Source organism: Mitsuaria sp. MSU3D, from assembly GCF_056867975.1.
Window position 1 is genome coordinate 2,430,850 of sequence record NZ_CP200314.1, and the last position, 19,118, is coordinate 2,449,967.

At 70.6% G+C, this 19,118-nt stretch carries 16 protein-coding genes; 12 read left to right on the forward strand and 4 right to left on the reverse strand.

Annotated features, from left to right (window positions below; all coding sequences use genetic code 11):
- Nucleotides 1-49 precede the first annotated feature (49 nt).
- The 9 genes from AC1VNM_RS10595 to AC1VNM_RS10635 all read left to right on the forward strand — a co-directional run bounded on the left by AC1VNM_RS10595 (nt 50) and on the right by AC1VNM_RS10635 (nt 8,912).
- Nucleotides 50-382: a hypothetical protein gene (locus AC1VNM_RS10595; RefSeq protein WP_483106903.1), complete on the forward strand. Its 333-nt coding sequence runs from the start codon at nt 50-52 to the stop codon at nt 380-382.
- 220 nt (nt 383-602) lie between these two features.
- Nucleotides 603-2,117 (forward strand): carbohydrate-binding protein, encoded by a 1,515-nt coding sequence (locus AC1VNM_RS10600; RefSeq protein ID WP_483106904.1) that lies wholly within the window; start codon nt 603-605, stop codon nt 2,115-2,117.
- A 122-nt stretch (nt 2,118-2,239) separates the two neighbouring features.
- On the forward strand, nt 2,240-3,307 hold the full coding sequence (locus AC1VNM_RS10605; RefSeq protein ID WP_483106905.1) for an SPFH domain-containing protein: 1,068 nt from the start codon (nt 2,240-2,242) through the stop codon (nt 3,305-3,307).
- 32 nt (nt 3,308-3,339) lie between these two features.
- Nucleotides 3,340-4,941, forward strand: coding sequence for a DUF4178 domain-containing protein (locus tag AC1VNM_RS10610; protein WP_483106906.1), 1,602 nt, complete (start codon nt 3,340-3,342; stop codon nt 4,939-4,941).
- Between the two features lie 137 nt (nt 4,942-5,078).
- Complete coding sequence (locus AC1VNM_RS10615) at nt 5,079-5,303, forward strand: DUF350 domain-containing protein (protein ID WP_297525741.1); 225 nt, start codon at nt 5,079-5,081, stop codon at nt 5,301-5,303.
- A 15-nt stretch (nt 5,304-5,318) separates the two neighbouring features.
- Complete coding sequence (locus tag AC1VNM_RS10620) at nt 5,319-6,185, forward strand: hypothetical protein (RefSeq protein ID WP_483106907.1); 867 nt, start codon at nt 5,319-5,321, stop codon at nt 6,183-6,185.
- Between the two features lie 226 nt (nt 6,186-6,411).
- Complete coding sequence (locus AC1VNM_RS10625; protein WP_483106908.1) at nt 6,412-7,221, forward strand: hypothetical protein; 810 nt, start codon at nt 6,412-6,414, stop codon at nt 7,219-7,221.
- A 220-nt stretch (nt 7,222-7,441) separates the two neighbouring features.
- On the forward strand, nt 7,442-7,912 hold the full coding sequence (locus tag AC1VNM_RS10630) for a PA2779 family protein (RefSeq protein ID WP_483106909.1): 471 nt from the start codon (nt 7,442-7,444) through the stop codon (nt 7,910-7,912).
- A gap of 7 nt (nt 7,913-7,919) precedes the next feature.
- The gene (locus AC1VNM_RS10635) at nt 7,920-8,912 is read left to right on the forward strand and encodes a PA2778 family cysteine peptidase (protein WP_483106910.1); all 993 of its coding nucleotides are present in this window, start codon (nt 7,920-7,922) and stop codon (nt 8,910-8,912) included.
- 123 nt (nt 8,913-9,035) lie between these two features.
- Here AC1VNM_RS10635 and AC1VNM_RS10640 read toward each other — a convergent pair whose 3' ends face one another.
- A complete protein-coding gene (locus tag AC1VNM_RS10640; RefSeq protein WP_377154082.1) occupies nt 9,036-9,293 on the reverse strand; it encodes a hypothetical protein in 258 nt (85 codons plus the stop codon).
- 366 nt (nt 9,294-9,659) lie between these two features.
- On the opposite strand from AC1VNM_RS10640, the gene AC1VNM_RS10645 reads away from it, so the two are divergent.
- Nucleotides 9,660-10,496 (forward strand): PEP-CTERM sorting domain-containing protein, encoded by an 837-nt coding sequence (locus tag AC1VNM_RS10645; protein WP_483106911.1) that lies wholly within the window; start codon nt 9,660-9,662, stop codon nt 10,494-10,496.
- 32 nt (nt 10,497-10,528) lie between these two features.
- On the forward strand, nt 10,529-10,756 hold the full coding sequence (locus AC1VNM_RS10650) for a hypothetical protein (protein WP_377154078.1): 228 nt from the start codon (nt 10,529-10,531) through the stop codon (nt 10,754-10,756).
- Between the two features lie 83 nt (nt 10,757-10,839).
- Here the strand turns inward: AC1VNM_RS10650 and AC1VNM_RS10655 are convergent, their stop codons facing one another.
- A complete protein-coding gene (locus tag AC1VNM_RS10655; protein ID WP_377154076.1) occupies nt 10,840-11,532 on the reverse strand; it encodes a glutathione S-transferase N-terminal domain-containing protein in 693 nt (230 codons plus the stop codon).
- Between the two features lie 172 nt (nt 11,533-11,704).
- Between AC1VNM_RS10655 and AC1VNM_RS10660 the strand changes: the two genes are divergently transcribed.
- Nucleotides 11,705-12,388, forward strand: coding sequence for a hypothetical protein (locus tag AC1VNM_RS10660; RefSeq protein WP_483106912.1), 684 nt, complete (start codon nt 11,705-11,707; stop codon nt 12,386-12,388).
- A gap of 79 nt (nt 12,389-12,467) precedes the next feature.
- On the opposite strand, the gene AC1VNM_RS10665 is transcribed toward AC1VNM_RS10660, so the two are convergent.
- Both AC1VNM_RS10665 and AC1VNM_RS10670 read right to left on the reverse strand, forming a co-directional pair.
- Nucleotides 12,468-16,076: a UvrD-helicase domain-containing protein gene (locus AC1VNM_RS10665; protein ID WP_483106913.1), complete on the reverse strand. Its 3,609-nt coding sequence runs from the start codon at nt 16,074-16,076 to the stop codon at nt 12,468-12,470.
- 20 nt (nt 16,077-16,096) lie between these two features.
- The gene (locus tag AC1VNM_RS10670) at nt 16,097-18,880 is read right to left on the reverse strand and encodes a PD-(D/E)XK nuclease family protein (protein WP_483106914.1); all 2,784 of its coding nucleotides are present in this window, start codon (nt 18,878-18,880) and stop codon (nt 16,097-16,099) included.
- Between the last annotated feature and the right edge of the window lie 238 nt (nt 18,881-19,118).

The following is a 19,118-nucleotide window of genomic DNA, read 5'->3' on the forward strand; positions in this document are numbered from 1 at the left end:
CGGGCGGCGGCCCGACAGACTGGCGATCCCTTCCCAACGGGCGCCGCCAGTGACTGCCAACGACCGCCTCCCCGGCGACTCGTCACGACGAGCGCCGGCGCCTGTCCCCCAGGAGTTCTTCGCCGCCGACGCGGCCGGTATCCCGCTGCGCGCGATCTTCGGCATCGCGGGGGAAGCCGCCGACGGCGTGTCGACGGACCGCGCCCTGCTCATCGCGCAGGCCTGCCTCAGCGGCTGGCTGCGCCACGCCCATTTCGGCGATCTGGAGCTCGTTCCGTCGGCGGAAGAGTTCACCCGCATCGAGACGCGGCGCCGGCTCGTCTTCTTCGAGGTGGCCGCTGTGCTCGCGCGGGCGGAAGCGGCGCAAGGGCGATTGGCCTGACAGGGCCATTGCTCGGCGAAAGGCCGGCAAGGCATCCGGCGATTACCCCTTTTTCGGTAGCTCCTTCGCGCAGTCGTTTCCCCGCTCGCATCTCATTACCCACCGTCACATCCCTCAGGATTTCAGGTTCGTAAAGTCGCCTCGCCCTCATCAGCGGAGCTTCACGAACATGATCGGACTGGACACTTCCAAGCGCCACGCACGCTCGCCACAAGCGACCTTGGCCCGACGTTTCCGATGGACGCTCACGCCCATCCTGCTGGCCGCGTTGACGGCCTGTGGCGGTGGCGAGGGATTCGACCCGCGCGTCGCCGCACAGGACGCGGAGCCCGCGCCCGACGCGCAGGACGACGGCGATCGCGCCACGATCCAGGCCAAGGCCCCCGCGAAGTTCCGGCACCCGGGCATCTTCATGAGCCAGGCGCGGTTGGACACGTTCAAGGCCTCGGCCAACTCCCCGTCCGGAAGCGGCATCAAGACGGGTTATGCCGTGGTCCTCGCCGACTCGCGCAGCAACTACACGTATGCGCATCAGGCCCTGACCACCGTGGAGGTCGTCGGCAGCGCCCGCGGTCCGCAGGAATCGCGCTTCAAGAACGATGCGATGGCCGCCTACCTCAACACCCTGCGATGGGTGAAGACCAACGACGTGCGCCATCGCGACAAGGCCGTCGCCATCCTCAACGACTGGGCCACGACCTTCCGCGGCTTCACCGTCGCCTCCGGCACCAACGCCGCACAGGTCCAGCTGGAAGCGGCGTGGATGCTGCCGGTGTGGATCAGCGCGGCCGAGATCCTGCGGCATCACGGCGGCGGCCTGGGCAACTGGCCGGCCGCCGAAGTCACGCGCTTCAACGGCTTCGTCGACCGCCTCTACACCGAGACCGCGAAGGCGCAATCGCGTGTCAACAACTGGGCCGTCTCGGCCGCGCTCGGCATGATGGCCACCGGTGTCTTCCAGGACAACCCGACGCGCTACGCCGCGGGGCTGACGCGGCTGATCGAGATGATCCCGGTGTCGATCTACGGCAACGGCGAGATCAACGAGCTGAAGGCCCGCGACTGCTGGCACCCGCAGTACAACCTGATCGGCATCGCGCAAGCCGCCGAGATGGCCGCGAACCAGGGCGACAACTCGGTCTGGATGCACAAGCCCAATGCCAAGGACGCGCTGCCACGTCTGGCCATGGGCCTGGAGTACATGGCGAAATCGCTGAGCAACGGTTCTGGCGTGCGCGACTGCCGCAGCTATCACACCGAATCGGGCTACACCGAACTGGCGCTCAACGGCTACGTCAGCCGCGGCGTCGCCATCCCCAACTTCCAGTCGTACGTGCGCTCGCATGGCCCCGACCAGGGCGGGTACGAGTTCCTCGGCTGGACCACCGCCACCCACGGCACCGACACCAGCGGGGCCACGCCGCCACCGCCGCCGCCTGCGCCCGCACCTTCTCCTGCGCCGTCCCCAGCGCCGTCTCCTGCTCCGGCACCCTCTCCAGCCCCCTCACCGGCCCCGGCACCGTCGCCCGCACCGGCCCCTTCGCCCGCGCCCGCGCCGAGTTGCCCCGCATGGAGCGAAGGCAAGACCTTCAACGTCGGCACCGTCGTCAGCTACCAGGGCAAGACCTACAAGGCCCTGGTCACGCACACCGCGTGGGCCGGCGCCGGCTGGAACCCGGCCTCGACACCGACGCTGTGGACGCCGACGGCGGCCGGTTGCGGAACCTCGAGGTAGGTCGGACGGCGTCGCTCCATCCGCACAAACCTCCCCCCTCAGGGTGACCAAGGTCGCCCCGCCGCTGAGGGATACTCCCTCGCGACGGTCGACTTGGACCGTGCCTTTCGTGGAGCAGCGCCATGGGCCTGATGGACTTCATCAAGAAACAGTTCATTGACATCATCCAGTGGACGGAGGACGACAACGGCGTCCTCGCGGTCCGCTACCCGATGCAGGACTTCGAGATCCAGTACGGCGCCTCCCTCACCGTCCGCGAATCGCAGATGGCCGTCTTCGTCAACGAAGGCAAGGTCGCCGACGTGTTCGGCCCCGGCATGTACAAGCTGACCACGCAGACGCTGCCGGTCCTCACCTACCTCAAGAACTGGGACAAGCTCTTCGAGTCCCCCTTCAAGAGCGACGTCTACTTCTTCTCCACCCGCCAGCAGGTGGACCAGCGCTGGGGCACCACCCAGCCCGTCACCATCCGCGACAAGGACTTCGGTGCCGTGCGCCTGCGCGCGTTCGGCAACTACTCGTATCGCATCGTCGATCCGAAGAAGTTCCACACCGAGATCTCCGGCACCCGCGAGCGCTACACCGTCACCGAGCTCGACGGCCAGCTCCGCGGCCTGATGCTGCAGCACATCTCCGACGCGGTCGCCCAGTCCGGCATCCCCTTCCTGGACCTCGCCGCGAACCAGGTCGAGTTCGCGAAGGCGCTGATGGAAGCCACCGCGCCGTCCTTCGACGCGCTCGGCCTCAAGCTCGAGATGGTCACCCTGCAGAACGTCTCCCTGCCCGAGGAGCTGCAGAAGATCCTCGACCAGAAGATCGGCATGGGCATGATCGGCCAGAACATGGGCCAGTTCATGCAGTACCAGACCGCGCAGGCCATCCCCAAGCTCGCCGAAGGCGTGGGCTCGGGCGGCGGCGGCATCGCGGGCGACGCGATGGGCCTGGGCGCCGGGCTGGCGCTCGGCCAGACCATGGCGCAACAGCTGCAGCAGGGCCTGACCGGCGCCAACCAGGCGGCCGCTCAAGCCGCCGCGCAGCCAGCCGCTCCCGTGCAGCCGCAACCCGTCAGCGCCAGCGCCGACGAGGTGCTCCTGCTGCTGGAAAAACTCGGCGACCTCAAGGCCAAGGGCATCCTCACCGACGAGGAGTTCGCGACCAAGAAGGCCGAGCTGCTCAAGAAGCTCAGCTGACGCCACCCGGCGTGTCTCGTTCCGGGTCCTGATTGGCTACCGCTTCCCCCCAGCGCCGCTGGCAGGCGCACTGCCCGAACTGCGGGGCGCCGGTCGAGTTCGCCTCGGCCGCGTCCGCCAGCGCGGTCTGCAGCTATTGCCGCTCCACGCTGCTGCGTGAGGGCGACGCGCTGCGCAAGATCGGCACCAGTTCGGAACTGTTCGAGGACTACTCGCCGCTGCAGCTCGGCGCCGCCGGGCGCTACGCGGGCGCGGGCTTCGTCGTGGCCGGCCGGCTGCAGATGGCCTATGCCGACGGCAGCTGGAACGAGTGGCACATCCTCTTCGACGCCAGCGCCGACCAGCCGCCCCGCAGCGGCTGGCTGGCCGAGGACAACGGCAGCTTCGTCATCAGCTTCGAGGCGCCGCTGCAGGAGCGCGCGCCCGATCCCGCCACGCTGCGGCCCGGCGGGCTGCAGATGCTGGCCGGCACGGCGTGGCAGGTCGCGTCCATCGTCGATGCGACGCTGGCCGCCGCCGAAGGCGAACTGCCGCACCCGCCGCAGCTCGCGAAGAGCTATCCCGTCGTCGACCTGCGCAACACCGCCGATGAGGTCGCGACACTCGAATACGGCGATCCGGCCCAGCCCACCTGGTCGATCGGACGCGCGGTCCAGCTCGCCGACCTCGCGCTGACCGGTCTGCGCCAGGAAAGCGGCGCCACGCTGCAATCCAAGGCGCTGCCCTGCCCCAACTGCGGCGCGGCGCTCGAACCGAAACTAGGCACGACACAGTCCATCGTCTGCGGCCAGTGCAAGTCCGTCGTCGATGTTTCGAAAGGCGCCGGCGCCGACCTGGCCGCCTATCGCCAGAACACCGGCGGCGAGCCGCAGATCCCGCTCGGCACGACCGGCATGCTCGCCATCGAGGGCGGCACGCCCAAGCCCTGGCAGGTCGTCGGTTACCTGGAGCGCTGCGACCTCCCCGAGTCCGGCGAGGACGAACAGACCTTCTGGCGCGAGTACCTGCTGTTCAGCCGCATGGAGGGCTTCGCCTTCCTCGTCGACACCGAGGACGGCTGGAGCGTCGTGCGCCCGATCACCGGCGCGCCGTCGAACGCGGGGGCGAAATCCGTCCGCTACAAGGACAAGGACTTCAAGCACAAGTGGACCTACACCGCGAAGGTCACCTATGTGCTCGGCGAGTTCTACTGGCGCGTCAAGCGCGAGGAACGCGCCCTCGTCCGCGACTACGAATGGCGCAACGGCACCCGGCTGGAGCTGCTCAGCAGCGAGCAGGCCGGCAACGAGGTCACCTGGAGCCACGGCCGCGCCGTGGACGCCGCGGAGGTGCGCCGCTTCTCCGCGCTGCCCGAGGACAAGATGCCGGCGCTGCGCCGCGACGTGACGTCGGGCATGGACCAGGGCAAGCTGCTGCGCAACATCATCATCGGGATTTTCATCATCGCGGTGCTGTTCGCGATGCTGCGCGCCTGCAGCAAGGATGATTGCGACCGCTACAAGGACACCTACGGCGAGACCAGCGCCGAGTACCAGCAGTGCAAGCGCAGCAGCCGCGGCTCCGGCGTGGGCTACGTGGGCTCCAGCGGCGGCTCGTACGGCGGTTACAGCAGCGGCGGCGGCGGCCACAAGTAGTCACCAGTCTCACCCAGAGTCACCCAGAGTCACCACGACGACGACGGCAATCGCGGAGACACTCCGGCAGCTCGGATCTCCGCCCGCCGTTCCCCACCGACTTCACGTCCGACATCAGGACCGATCAGGAGAACGACATGGAAGGTTTCGAATGGCTCAAGCCCGCGATCGTGCTGGGCTCCATCCTGTACGCCCTCATCGGCGTGCTGGTGTTCTGGATCAGCTTCGTCGTCATCGACAAGCTGACCCCGTACAAGCTGTGGGAAGAGATCGTCGAGCACAAGAACATGGCCCTGGCCGTCGTGGTCGCGGCGATGTGCATCTCCATCGGCCAGATCGTCGCCGCGGCGATCCACGGTTGAACTGAACAGACTTTCATGCGCTCCTTCGTCCGATCCGTTGCCCGCTCCGCCGCCCCGCGCGCGTCGACTGTGTCGACCGCGCTGGCCGCGCTCGCCGTCCTGGTGGCGGCGGCCGCCGGTCCCGCGTCCGCGCAGCAGCAGCCCTACAAGCCGCCCCCGCTGCCGAAGCCGTCCGGCATCGCGCCCAAGGGCGACTTCACGAAGGACCTGCAGCGCGCGCGGCCGGAGGCGGACCCGGGCCAGGCCGCCGGCAATGAAGGCTCCGACGAGGCCTTCCGCGCCAAGGCCGAGGCCGACGCGATCCGCAAGGCCAACGCGGCGGGCCGGCACGACCTCATCAAGCGCACCGGCTCGCGGCTGGTGCTGCCCACCGTGTCGGGCCGGCCGGAGATCTTCGACAGCGTCTGGCCCAACGCCAGCGGTCACAGCGAGGCCGCCTACGAGGACTACCGCTTCGACGGCCTGTCGCCGGATCGCGAGTTCTTCGTCGTGCGCGCGACCTACTACGAGAGCAGCGACGTCATCTGGGTCTCGCGCCAGGACGGCGAGCGCTACCGGCTGCGCGCCACGCCCAAGCCCTCGCCGGACGGCAGCCTGCTCGCGGTCGTCAGCGCCTCCGAGCTGATGGATTTCAACGGCATCCTGATCTGGGAGCGCGCCTCGAGCCGGCTGGTCGAGAAGTTCCGCCACGAACCCGGCGATCGCTACGCGCTCTACCGCTTCATGCGCTGGAAGGACAACCGGACCATCGAGCTCGAACGGACCACGCAGGGTGATCCCCTCACCTGCCGCGACGCGATGGAGGAGACGCTGGTCGTGCTCACCCGCGAGGGCGACAACTGGTCGCTCAAGGACGTCACGGCGCCGCGCTGCAAGCGCTGACCCGCCCGTTCGAGGAGTCCGACCTCACGACCTGACCCCGCCCGGGGGCAGGTCTTGTCACCATGCGTAACGTGTGTGGGCCAGCGCACGGAGGCCCTTTTAGACTGCGGCGCCTAGTCACCCCGTCCCCCCGTTCCGCCCGCGCCCGCGCCTTCGTCCGATGTTGTCCGCCTCGCCCGCCGTTCCGGCTGCCCTGCCAGCCGTTCTCCTGGCCGCCGCTTCCGCCATGGTTCCCGCCGTCCGCGTCGGCCGCGCGTTTCGCGCCGCCATCGCGGTCGCGCTGATGCTCACGGGCGTCGCCGCCGAAGCCTCCTCCAACGTCTGGCCCGCGCCGCCCCGCCCAGTCGGTTCGGTGGGACTCGCGCCGCGCGGCATGCTGTTCGCGCCCTCGACCGCGACCGCTGGCGGACTCGTCGCCGAGGAAGGCTCCGACGAACAGTTCCGCGCCCAGGCCGAGGCCGAGGTGCTGCGCCGGCTCGGCGTGGCGGCACGCCGCGATGACCTGCGCCTGTGGCTGCCCGTCGTCAAGGGCCGCCCGGTGGTCCTCGACAGCCAGCGATCCGATCCCGCCGATCCGGCGCTGCCTTCCGTGGACTTCCGCCTCGACGGCCTGTCGCCCGACGGCCAGTTCTACGTCGTGCGCGCGACGCTGCCGGCCGGCAGTGAACTGCTGTGGATCTCCCGCGCCGACGGCACGCGTTACGAGATGCATGGCAACGTCAACCCGTCGCCGGACGGTCGCTTCCTGGTGGTGACGCACGCGTCGCCGGGCCAGGAGTTCAACGGCGTGGTCCTCTGGAGCCGCGAGGACGGCCGCCTCGTCGAGCGCTACCGATTCCAGCCCACGCCGGAGCAGACCGCGATCAGCTTCCGCTTCATGCGCTGGCGCGACGCGGACACCGTCGAGCTGGCGCAGTTCGCCGAAGTCGATGCGACGACCTGCGACCTCGGCACGCTCAGTTCCACCGCGCTGCTGTCCCGCCAGGGCGAGCGCTGGATCCTGCGCAGCGCCAGCGGCCAACGCTGCGATCGATGAAGCGCTGAAGTACAGAGCCACTGAGCCACTGAAGCCCGATGGGCGCATCAGCGCGCGGAGCGTGACCCGCGTTGGCGCGGCATCGCCTTATCACGTTCTTCAAGCCTGTCCTGACACCCGATCACCCGGGAATTGCATCCGATGTGACGCCCGGTAATCGAACTTGTAACAGCATCGGGCGCGGACCTAGGATTTCTCCATCCTCCCTCCAGGTCCGACCATGAACCGACAAGAACAAGCTTCCCACGCCGCCTGCTCCGGCGCCATCGCCACCGTGACCGCTTCGCGTCCTTCACTGGCCAAACGCGCGATCGCGTCCATGCTGATCGCCTCCTGCACGCTGATGGCGCTGCCGATGCACGCGAGCGCGCAGGTCGTGCCGACCGACGCGCTGGTGCAGCCCGCCGCGCCCACCGGCACCGCCGCCGACAGCCGCGTCCGCGTCAACGCCTTCTTCGCCCGCGAGGACGTGCGTCAGGCCATGGTCAAGGAAGGCGTCGATGCCGCCGCCGCGCAGGCGCGCGTGGACGCGATGTCCGACGACGAGATCCGCTCGCTCGACGGCCGCATCGCCGAAGCCCCCGCCGGCGGCGAGGTGCTGGGTCTGATCTTCACCGTGTTCGTGATCCTGCTGATCACCGACATCCTGGGCTTCACCAAGGTCTTCCCGTTCACGCGATCGATCCGCTGAGGTCTTCATGTCGATCATGCGGCCCGTCCGGCTCGTCCGCTCCGCGCGGACTTCCCGCCCGCTGATTCCGCTGGCCGCGCCGATGCTGGCGCTGGCGCTGCTGCTGGGCGGCTGCGCGAGCACGCCGCCGCAGCTGCAGGCGCTGGAACGGCAATGGCCCGCCGACCTGCCGGCGCGCGTGGACCTGTCCGCGAAGACGCCGTTCATCGCGCAGGACGACTACGAATGCGGCCCGGCCGCGCTCGCGATGCTGCTGCGCACGGCGGGCAAGTCCACGACGGTCGAGCAGTTGAAGCCGCAGGTCTTCCTGCCGGGCCGCAAGGGCTCGCTGCAGACGGAGATGCTGGTCGCGACGCGCCGCCAGGGCTTGCCGGCCTATGTGCTGCCGCCGCGGCTGGACGCGCTGCTGGCCGAGGTCGCCGCCGGGCATCCGGTGATCGTGTTCCAGAACCTGTCGCTGGACGTCGCGCCGGTGTGGCATTACGCCGTCGCCGTCGGCTACGACAAGCAGCGCCGGACGATCCTGCTGCACAGCGGCAAGACCGCGCGGCAGGAGATCGAGCTGCCGGTCTTCGAGCGGACCTGGGCGCGTGGCGACTACTGGGCGATGACGACGCTCCCGCCCGACCTGCTGCCGGCCTCGCTGGACGGAGCGGGGACGGGCGCCGCGCTGGCGGCGCTTGAACGTCTGGACGCGCCGGCCGCGCGCAAGGGCTACACGGCCGCGCTGACGCGCTGGCCCGGCGAGCCCGTGCTGCTGCTGGGCGCCGGCAACACCGCCTACGCGGCCAAGGACCGCCGCACTGCCGCCCGGCACTATGCGCGGCTCACGGACGTGCGACCCGACCTGCCCGAAGGCTGGAACAACCTGGCGCAGGTGCTGATGGAACAGGGCGAGCGCTACAAGGCCTCGCTCGCGATCGAGCGCGCGGTCGCGCTCGGCGGCCCGCGCCTGGAGCAGTACAAGGCGCTGCAGAAGAAGATCACCGCGGGCATGTGACGGCACTGCGGCCTTGCGCGCCGGCGCCGCGAGGCGTGGCCGCGCGATGTTGCGCGCGCCGCTTGGCCTGAGACGCTCATCGAGCGCCGAAGAACATGCCAAGCCGAGCGACGCGGCCCTGATTCAGGGCCTGAAATCGATCGTCCGCTGCGCGGCCTCCAAGGCCGCGTCGGCCGCATAGCTCCAGGTGTCGAAGCTGCGTTCGAGCTCGTGCCAGTAGCCGTTCAGTTCCGGCTTGCCCCCGTTCGCGGCGTGCGCGGCGATCACCAGGTAACGGGCCCGGAACGGCGGTGCCTCGCCGACGACTTCGCGGACGAACCAGCGTCCGTTGTGACTCTCGACGCCGCCGACGGCGTCGGTGTGGTCTGGCTTGGCTGACATGAGGACTCCTTTTGCGTTGTGATCGCGGTGTGATCAGGATCGCTCCCCGCTGACAAGCAGGTTGCACCTTCACGCCTGGGCAAGTTTCCCTCCAACCGTCGCCCGGCGCCACGCGCGCCGACGGTGTTTTACCCCCGCATTACAAGGGAGGCCGGCAAGCGCCCGGCCGGGCGCTCCGCGAAGCAACTTCCACGCCGGAAGTGTCGGGATTCATTACACCCGCTGACCCCTGCTCCAGGGACAACCGGCGCAAGTGCTTGAGGCACCGGGAATTCGCACCCAATGGCTTGGATGTTGCTTTAGCCTCCCGTTTCCGTGGCCTCCCGCCAACGACCACAAGAACGACCGTCCGAGAGAGAACCCCCGATGAAGCGCTCGACCCTCCTTCCCCCTCTCCGCGCCACCCTGGCCGCGACCCTGCTGTGCGCGACCGCCGCGGCCGCGCAGGCCTCGGTGCTGATCCTCGGTGCGCCCGTGCAGGCGGGCAGCCTGACCGATGTGCAGTCGAAGATCGCCGCCACCGGCGTGGTCAGCGGCGTGGTCGACGTCTTCAACGTCGCCACGGGCACCCCCACGCTCGCCATGCTGACGGCCTACGACGCCGTGCTGGTCTACAACGAAAGCGCCACCGTGCCCTTCGCCAGCGCCCTGCAGCTGGGGAACGTGCTGGCGGATTACGTGGACCTCGGCGGCGGCGTCGTGGAAGCCGGCCTGTCGCACGCGACCTCCGGATTCAAGGGCATGCAAGGCCGCTTCGTCTCCGCCAACTACGACGTCTTCAACACCAGCAACAACCAGAACTCCTGCGGCGGCCTGGGCCAGGTGGTCCGGTCCGACAGCCCGCTGATGCGCGACATCACCAGCTTCAACGGCGGCGCGTCCGCGCTGTGCTACCGCCTCACGGCCAAGGCCGGCACCGAGATCGTCGCCGACTGGAGCAACGGACAGGCGCTGGCCGGCTACCGCATGGACCACAAGGGCGTGGTCGTCGGGCTGAACATGTTCCCCACCTCCAGCGACGTGTCGCCCGGCGGCTGGGTCCCGTCGAGTGACGGCGCGCTGCTGATGGCCAATTCGCTGGCCTTCGCCGCGGGCGAGCTGCCGGAGCCGGGTTCACTGGCGCTGCTGGGCATCGCCGCCCTGGCGGCGGGCCTCGCGGGCCGTCGCCGGACCCGCGCGATCAAGGCCGCGGCCACGGCCTGAACGGAGCCCGACCCTGAGGGATACTGCGGCGCATGTCCACGCCGCCGACCTTCAGCTTCCCCGTCCCGCCCCCCGACCTCGTGATCACCGAGGACGAGCGCGCCGCGCTCTATTTCCTCCCCCAATCGCCCGGCGGCATGCCGGTCAGCGAGGAGATGCAGCAGCGGCTGCAGGACAAGGGCCTGGCGACGGCCATCCGCGAGGACGGCCGCCGCTGGCTCACCGAGCTCGGCGACCGCGCGCGGCTGGGCAAGATCTGACCCCGCCGACGAAGCGGCGCGGCCTCGGTCGATCCGGCCACATCAGCGTGCGCCGGCGCCCGGCCGGACCGGGTCTGCGGTCCTCAACGCCGCTCGTACTGGGTCTTGCCGAAGAGCACTTCGCGCGCCTTGTCGTCGACCAGCGGACGGCGCTTCTCGGCCAGCACCTCGACGGCGCGGACCACCGCGGGCCGCTTCGCGATCTCGTCGAACCAGCCCTTCAGGTGCGGATGGTCCGCCATCTCCACGCCCTGGTTCTTCGCGCCGCGCAGCCACGGGAAGATCGCCATGTCGGCAATGCCGTACGCCGGCCCCGCGATGTACTTGCTGCGCGCCAGCCGCCGGTCGATCACGCCGTAGAGGCGTTTGGCCTCGTTGGTGTAGCGGTCGATGGCGTACTCGATCTTCTCGGGGGCGTACATGCGGAAGTGATGCGTCTGGCCCAGCATCGGCCCGACGCCGCCCATCTGGAACATCAGCCACTGCAGCGCCTCGTAGCGGCCGCGCGTGTCCGGCGGCAGGAACTGCCCCGTCTTGCCGGCGAGGTACAGCAGGATCGCGCCGGACTCGAACAGCGAGATCGGCTGCCCGTCCGGCCCGTCGGGATCGACGATCGCGGGGATCTTGTTGTTGGGGCTGATGGCGAGGAATTTCGCATCGAACTGGTCGCCGGCGCCGATGTCCACGGGAATCACCCGGTAAGGCAGGCGGCACTCTTCCAGCATGATGTGCACCTTGTGGCCATTGGGCGTGGGCCATGAATACACTTCGATCATCAAGCGTTCTCCGTTCGGGCGCGAAGCCCTGTTCGTCCACATGTCGATCGACCACTCCGTCGACGCTTCAATGCACGGACCCCGGGCCCCACGCGCATCGTCCCGCCTCATGGTAATCAAACAAATCAAACAGTGGTTCGCCGCCCGTGCCAACGCGGCCCGGTGGCGTCCCTTGAGCGAGTGGGCCTCGGAACGCGGCGGCCAGTTGCGCCACGCCCGCGACGGGCGCGGGTTCGTCATCGACCTGCCCCGCACGCTGCCCGGCCTGACCCGCATCGAGTGGGGGCCCTCGCAGCGCAGCTACATCGACGGCTTCGAGCTGCGCATGCGCTGCGAGCTCAAGATCAATCCGGACATGCAGATGATGCTCATCGAGCGCAAGCTGATGGAGCGTCTGGAGAGCAGCGTCTTCGAGGCCTACACCGACACGCTGCGCACGCGCGTGGACACGGACACGCCCGAGGAGATGCGCTGGCTGGTGATGTTCCCGAAGCACTCGCAGATGGAGTCCAAGCTCGTGCGGCAACGCTTCGGCGCGGTGGGCATCAACCGCGAGCTGGTCATGGCCTGGCTCGACAAGGACCTGTCCGAGCGGCTGGCCCAGGCGACGCAGGACATCCTCGTGGAGGGACGTCCGTTCGTGCTGCTGAGCCTGCGCGGCAACGTCTATCTGCGCACGTCGATGGCGGAGCCGGCGATGGCGGAGCTCCAGGCGCTGACGCGCGTGCTGGAGGCCGCGGCGCTGAGCGCGCAGGCGGTGCATCAGCGACTGGGCGACGGCGGACCGTGGCCGACGACCACGTCGGTGGCCTGGCACAGCCGGCCGTCCGAAGGGGATTACGGCTCGCCGGCCTGAGCTGGCGTACTTCCACCGCGGCTCGCCCTCACCCCTGCCCTCTCCCGCAAGCGGGAGAGGGAGCAAGAAGGCATCGAATCTAGGCGAAGAGATCGGCCGCGCCGGCCACCGCCTCGGTGCAATCGACCAACCGGCCCTGGCCCGTGATGAAGGCGCAGCGCACCGGCTCGCCGGGCTGCAGCGCCATCACGGCCTCGCGGTAGCGCCACAGCTGCTGGATGTACTCGGGATTGCGCTGCGGCGCCGGGTGGAGCTTGTAGTCGAGCACCCACCACGTGCGCACGCCCGCGCCGTCGCGGCGGCTGACGAGCCGGTCCAGCCGCATGTCGTGGCCGTTCCAGCTGAGCGGCACCTCGTTGCCGTGCCAGTCGACCGCGGCGGCATCGAAGAACGGCGCGCAGTCCCCGCTGCCGAGGATCGCCCGCACGCTGCGCTCGAGGCGCTCCGTGCGGCGCGCGTCGAGGCCGTACATCTGCGCCGCGGCCGCCATCAGCCGGTCCAGCGCATGCGCGCCGCCCTGCGGCCCGCTGTGCCATTCGAGCACGCGATGCAGCGCCTCGCCGAGGGCGGCGCTGTCGTCGACCTCGTCGGGACTCTGGCCGACGTCCGCGCCGGCGTTCGCCACCTCCGCCGGCAGCGGCTCGACCCGCGGTAGCACCTTGAGACACGCGACGTCCTCGTCCGGCACGCGCAGACCGTCCGCGACCTCCGGCACCGCCATCGCCTCGGCCTGCGGCTGCACCCGCGTCCACCACGTCCCCGATGAGCTCTGGCGCTTCGCCGGCGTGCGGCTGAGCAGCAGCCGGTGCCGCGCGCGCGTCATCGCGACATACAGCGCGTTGAGCTCCTCGCGCTGGCGTTGGTCCTTCTCGTCGTCGAGCAGGGCCTGCAGCGACGGCGGCGGCTTCGCCTCCGACACGAGGAAGGCCACCGTCCGCGGCACGGCCTCCTGCACCGGCCAGGAGATCGCCAGCGCCATGCTCTCCGAGCGCGCCGGGCCGGCCTCCGCATCCATCAGGATCACGACCTTCGCCTCCAGCCCCTTGGCGCCGTGCACCGTCAGCAGTTGCACGGCATCGGGCTCGGCGGGGGCCGCCAGCTTCAGCGCGCGGCTCTTCAGCGCGCGGACGAAGCCGTACAGGCCGGCGTACCGGCCACCATCCAGCTCCAGGGCCAGCGCGAGCAGCGCCTCCACCGCATGCAGCCGCGCGCGGCGCTCACTGGCCGGCACGGCAGCCGCCAGGCGCGCCATCAGGTCGCCCTCATGGACGATTGCGTCGAGCAGGTCGTGCGGGCTGCGCAGCACCGCCGTCGACGCCCAGCGCGACAGCAACCCCTGCGCGCGGCGCAGCGGCTCGCTCAGGGCCTCAGGATCGGCTTGGAGGAGCGTCTCCCACCAGGAGCGGGTCGTCGGACCTTCCTGCTGCGGCGCCTCCGGACGTGGGTCCGCAGGCGAGAGATCGCCCACCTGCTCCGGCTCAGCGGTCCCTCCACGGGGCATGGGGGATCCCTCCAGGACCCCCAAGCCCCATGCCGGTCCTGCAGCACCCGCTGCCTGCGTTGGTTCTCTGTCCGCGGGGGGCTGCTCCTGCTGCTCCTGTTCTGCCTGCTGCGCTTGCTGCTCCTGCTGCTCTTGACCGAGCCACTTCACGGAACGTGATTCGGCGGCGAGCCACAGCAGGTCCGCCTCGCTCGCACCGAACAGCGGACTGCGCAGCGCGTGCGCCAGCGACAGCTGATGGCCGCTCGACGCCAGGGCATCCAGCAGCGCCAGCAGATCGCGCACGTCCGGCGCGTCGAGCAGCGCCATGTCCTCCGGCGCCGCATGCGCGATCCCCTGGCCCTTGAGGATCTGCGCGAGCACGCGCAGGCCCTCGCGCTTGCGCGCCAGCACGAAGATCTCGCCCGGCTGCACCTCGCGCTTGGCCAGCAGATCACCGATGCAGGCGGCAATCCGCCCGGCCTCGGCCTCGCGGCGATGCAGCTCCGGCTCGCGCCGCGCCTCGGTCAGACTCGGGCGCCAGGTGCCCTCCTCCCGCGTCGTTTCGGTCGCTTCGTCATCGGAGGTCTGGTCGCCGGCGATGAAGAAGACACCGTCCAGCGGATCGCCACTGCCCGACTCCGTCGTGTGCGGGCGGAAACCGCTGTACTGCTGCGCCAGGCTCGCCGATTCGAAGACGGCGTTCACCGCCGCCAGCACCGGGACCGAGTTGCGCCGCGTGTGGTCGCACGCGAGCAGCACGCCGTCCAGGCCTTCGCGCACGAAATCGCGCGCCGCCGCGAAGACGCGGGGCTCGGCGCGGCGGAAGCGGTAGATGCTCTGCTTCGGGTCGCCGACGATGAAGACCGACGGCGGCCGCTGTCCGCTGGCGCCGCCGCCCGCGCCGACGTAACCGGACAGCCACGCATGCAAGGCATGCCATTGCAGCGGGCTGGTGTCCTGGAATTCGTCGATCAGCAGGTGCCGGACCTGGCTGTCGAGCCGCTCCTGCACCCAGCCCGACAGGTCCGCGTCCCCGAGCAGCGCCAGGGCGCCGCGCTCCAGGTCGTTCATGTCGACGATGCCGCGCTCGCGCTTGAGGCGGTCGAACGCATCCAGCAGCGTCAAGGCCAGCGCGCACATCTGCTGGTGCCACAGGCGCGCGCGGTCCTGCTCGATCGCGAGCAGCAGCCGCTGGAGGCGGTCCATCGCCGACGACAACGCGGGCGAGTCGCCGAGGTTCTTGCGCGGCGCGCCTTCCGCCGTGAACAGCGCCTGGCGCACGCCGACGAGCGCCTCCTCGTCGGGCAGCTGCAGCGCCTGCTCGAGCGCGGTCGCGCATTTCTTCGGCGTGACCTTGGTCGACTGGCCGAGCTCGATCGCGAGCGCCTGCAACTCGGCGCGCAGGGGCGCGAAGGCCTCGATCGGCGCGGCGAATGCGGCAAGTTCGGGCACGACCTCGGCCGCCGTCGGCATGCTGTCCATCAGCCGGCCGTGCGCGTGGGCGAGGCGCAGTTCCACCCGCTTCTCGAAGGCCGACGTCAGCCAGTCCAGCAGCTTGTTGCGGCCGTGGATCAGGCTCAGGTCGCGGTAGATCGTCAGCAGCGCCTCGTCCTCGAGCACCGCGGCGTGGAAACGCTGCCAGAGCTCGGGCATCAGGTCGCTTTCGTCCTCCAGCAGCTGCAGTTCCGGCGACAGGCCCTGCGCGCGCAGCAGTTCCAGCGGCGCGGCGCGCAGCAGCTGCGAGAACCAGGCGTGGAAGGTGCGGATCTCCACTGGCCGCGCGTCCTGCAGCAGCCGTTGCTGCAGCGTGGCCAGGCGCGGCGCGAGGTCGACGGCCTGCGCCTGCGGCAGCCCGCGCTGGCGCAGGGCGAGCACGCGACCCGCGTCGTCGCAGTGGGCGAACTCGTGCAGCCATTCGTTCAGGCGCGCGCGCATCTCGCCGGCGGCCTTGCGGGTGAAGGTGATCGCGACGATGTCCTGCGGTCGCGCGCCGTCCAGCAGCGCGCGCAGGATGCGCGAAACCAGCATCCAGGTCTTGCCCGCGCCGGCGCAGGCTTCGACGACGACGCTGCGCGCCGGGTCGCAGGCCAGCTCGTAGAAGCGCTCGCGCGCGACCGGCGCACCGTCGAGCGTGTAGGCGGCCGCGCCCAGCGGATCCGCCGTGGCGGCGTTCGACGTGGCGGCATTCGTCATCGGGGCGTTCATCGGGGCACTCGTCGGAGCGGTCACGGCGCGGCTCCATCCCAATCGTCGCGACGGCACAGGCCGCGCATCTCGCAGTAGGCACAGGCAACGCCCTCGCCCAATGCCGGCAGCGGATCGCCGGCGTGGATGGCCATCAGGTCCCGGCGCAAGCCGTCCAGCATCACGGCCGCCGTCTCTTCCACGTGGTCGTGCTCGATCTCGGCGATGCCCTTGGCGTCGTCCAGGGCCAGGTATTGCGCACGCAGCGGGCCGAGGTCGTGCAACTGGCCGACTCCCATGAGCACGGCGTAGACGGCGAGCTGTGTGTCTTCGAGCGGATTGGCGACCTTGTCCTTCAACCCCTTCACGCTACCGGTCTTGTAGTCGACGAGCAGCCGGCCATCGGGCGCGTCGTCGATCCGGTCGATGCGTCCGAGCAGCGCGAGTTCCGCGAGCGCGGGCTCGATCTCCGCCCAGGGACGCACGCGGCGGTCGACCTCGCCGCGTTCGAAGCGCTGGCCCTCGGCCTCGCGCTCCGCGAGCCAGCCGAGGTAGGCCGGCACGAAACGCGCGAAGCTCGCCGAGTACGGCAGGAACTCCGCCGGCGCCAGGCCCAGCTCGCGCATCTGGTCCTGCGCGGCGCGCTGCAGGCGGGCGTCGTCGTCGAGATGGGGATCGCGGCGCTCCGCGCGCTCGGTGTGGAACTGGTGCAGCACCGCGTGCAGCCAGGTGCCGTAGTCGCGCTTGTCGGCCTGGACATCGAGCTCCCCCGCTTCGCGCAGGCCCAGCAGCACGCGGGCGAAGAACTGGTACGGGCATTGGCGCAGCGACTCCACCGCGCTCGCGCTCAGCGCGGCAGGCAGCCGACCTTCCGCCTGCGCGGCGGCGCGGTCGACCTGCGCGGCCGGCACGGTCGCGTCGAGGCGCGGATCGTGCCAATGCGGCAGCACGTGGCCGGCCGCCTGCAGTGCGAGGTCGAGCCGGTCCAGCAAGGGGCTCGCCGCCAGCGGCTCGCTGCCGAGATGCCCGCGACGCAGCAGCGTGACCGCCGGCGCGCGCAGCAGCTGCGCGAACTGCCAGGCCAGCGCATGACGCTTGCCTTCGACGGTCGGCAGGCCGAGCTCGCGCGCGAACGTGTCGCCGATCAGCACCGGCCCCGGCGGCACCGGTCCCAGCGTCGCGGCGTCCGCGCCCGGCAGCACGATGGCGCCGAACGGGCGCAGCATCGTCCGCGCCAGCGGCGTGATCATGATCTGCAGTCCACCTTCGAGCGGCGGCTTGTATTCGCCGGCCTCGAGCGTCTGCGACACCCAGTCGACGAACTCGGAGGCGGTCAGCTGCGCGCCTCGCAGGACCGCTTCGTGGCCGGAACCCGGCCAGGGCGTCTTGCTCAGCCACAGGGCTTCCAACACCTGCGGACCGCCGGCGGGCTGGCGCTTGAGCTGCTCGTCGGCACCGAGCTGCTGGAGCGTCTGCCCCAGCGCGGCGATCCAGGCGTCGAGCGCCTGCGCGCCGCGCAGTTGCAGCGGCACCAGCGCCTCGCGCGCGGCCTCCCAGAGCCGCTCGCTGCCCGGAGGGAGACGATCGGCGCGCACCGCCTGCGGCGTGGACCAGCCACGCTTGCGGCAGTGCGCCTCCAGCGCGCTCAGCGAGGCACTGCCGCCGCGCTCGCGCAGCGACGAGGCCAGCGGTGTCTTCAACCAGGCGAGCCAATCGTCGACGGTCGCCTCGCGGCGCGCGGCGCGCAGCATCGCCATCAGCTGGGCTGCCGGCGCGGTCGTCGCGAGGGTCCAGCCGGTCTCGTCCTGGATGCCCAGGCCCTGGCGCTCCAGCAGCGCGCGCACGCGCCGCAGCAGGACGCGGTCCTGCGCGATCAGCGCGACCGGCGCGCGGCCCGCCTGCAGGTGATCGAGCACCGACGCGGCGCTGCATTGCGCCAGGTCCTCGAAGTCGTCGCACACGGCCTGTTCGATGCGCCCGACCGGCGCACCGCCATCGAACGCGGCGTCCAGCGGCAGATCGGCGTTCAGGCGCAGGCAGGGCACGCCGGCAGCCTCCGCGCTCGCGAGCAGCGCCTGCGCGAGCGGATCCGGCCCACCGCACTGCAGGTGCAGCCAGGCGCTCGGACGCAGCGTGAAAAGCGCGTCGGTGGCCGGCGCGCGGGGGTCGGCCGCGGCCCATTCGAGCGCCACCGCCAGCAGCGCGCGCTCCAGGTGCCCGACGCCGCTCTGCAGCGCGAGCGCCGCCCGGCCTTGTTCCCAGAACTCATGGCGATGCACCGGATCGCGCAGCGCGGCGGCCCGCGCCAGCGCATGCGCGGCTTCGACCAGCCGCTGCACCGCGGCGTCATAGGCACGGGGATCTTCCTTGCGCAGCGCCTCGGCCCAGCTCTGGCCGCGCATCAGCGCGCGGGCGGCCAGCGCATCGATTGCGGCGTCGCCGGTCAACTGGTCCGCCTGGGGCAGCGCGCTCGGCCCCAGCGCCGACGCGAGGCTGTGCGTCGTCTCGATGCGGGGCTGCCAGCGCGACAGCTTCATCCAGGCGCGCCGCGCCGGTGCCAGATGTTGCGCGAAGGGCAGCAACAGCACGGCGTCCCGCGCGGACAGCCCGTTGGCCTCCAGCCATTCGGCCGCGCGGCGTGCGACGCCATCCCAGATCGCGGCGCTGGTGTGGGCCGGCGACAACGGAAAGTCGGCCAGCGACTGCGGAAAGTCGACCGGCGACTGGGGAAAGCCGACCGGCGGCGGAGACGTCATCGAGGGCGGCGGCGTGGTCGACAAGGCGGTGGGACTGGCGGTGACGATGGTGGCGGTGGCGGCAGGCAACAGCGGCAATGGCGGCAATGGCGGCAACGGCGGCGGGCCCGGAGGCGCCGCCGAAGATTCCGCGCATCGCGACGATAGCGAAAACCAGGCGCCCGGCGGCTTGAGATCCGCCCGCGCACCTGCATGTCGGATGAGCGCCTACTCGGGCCGAGGTTTCCGGGCTTGTGTGAGAATCGTCTCACCCTGCAACCCTGGGGCCCCCGAGGCGGTACACATTGTCGCCCGGCTGGCCGCCCGT

What these genes read in the sequence shown, in the direction of transcription:
- AC1VNM_RS10650 (WP_377154078.1), top strand. Translation starts at nt 10,529, where the DNA reads ATGTCCACGCCGCCGACCTTCAGCTTCCCCGTCCCGCCCCCCGACCTC.
- AC1VNM_RS10635 (WP_483106910.1), top strand. Translation starts at nt 7,920, where the DNA reads ATGTCGATCATGCGGCCCGTCCGGCTCGTCCGCTCCGCGCGGACTTCC.
- AC1VNM_RS10605 (WP_483106905.1), top strand. Translation starts at nt 2,240, where the DNA reads ATGGGCCTGATGGACTTCATCAAGAAACAGTTCATTGACATCATCCAG.
- AC1VNM_RS10615 (WP_297525741.1), top strand. Translation starts at nt 5,079, where the DNA reads ATGGAAGGTTTCGAATGGCTCAAGCCCGCGATCGTGCTGGGCTCCATC.
- AC1VNM_RS10625 (WP_483106908.1), top strand. Translation starts at nt 6,412, where the DNA reads ATGGTTCCCGCCGTCCGCGTCGGCCGCGCGTTTCGCGCCGCCATCGCG.
- AC1VNM_RS10620 (WP_483106907.1), top strand. Translation starts at nt 5,319, where the DNA reads ATGCGCTCCTTCGTCCGATCCGTTGCCCGCTCCGCCGCCCCGCGCGCG.
- AC1VNM_RS10655 (WP_377154076.1), bottom strand. Translation starts at nt 11,532, where the DNA reads ATGATCGAAGTGTATTCATGGCCCACGCCCAATGGCCACAAGGTGCAC.
- AC1VNM_RS10645 (WP_483106911.1), top strand. Translation starts at nt 9,660, where the DNA reads ATGAAGCGCTCGACCCTCCTTCCCCCTCTCCGCGCCACCCTGGCCGCG.
- AC1VNM_RS10665 (WP_483106913.1), bottom strand. Translation starts at nt 16,076, where the DNA reads ATGAACGCCCCGATGACGAATGCCGCCACGTCGAACGCCGCCACGGCG.
- AC1VNM_RS10640 (WP_377154082.1), bottom strand. Translation starts at nt 9,293, where the DNA reads ATGTCAGCCAAGCCAGACCACACCGACGCCGTCGGCGGCGTCGAGAGT.
- AC1VNM_RS10630 (WP_483106909.1), top strand. Translation starts at nt 7,442, where the DNA reads ATGAACCGACAAGAACAAGCTTCCCACGCCGCCTGCTCCGGCGCCATC.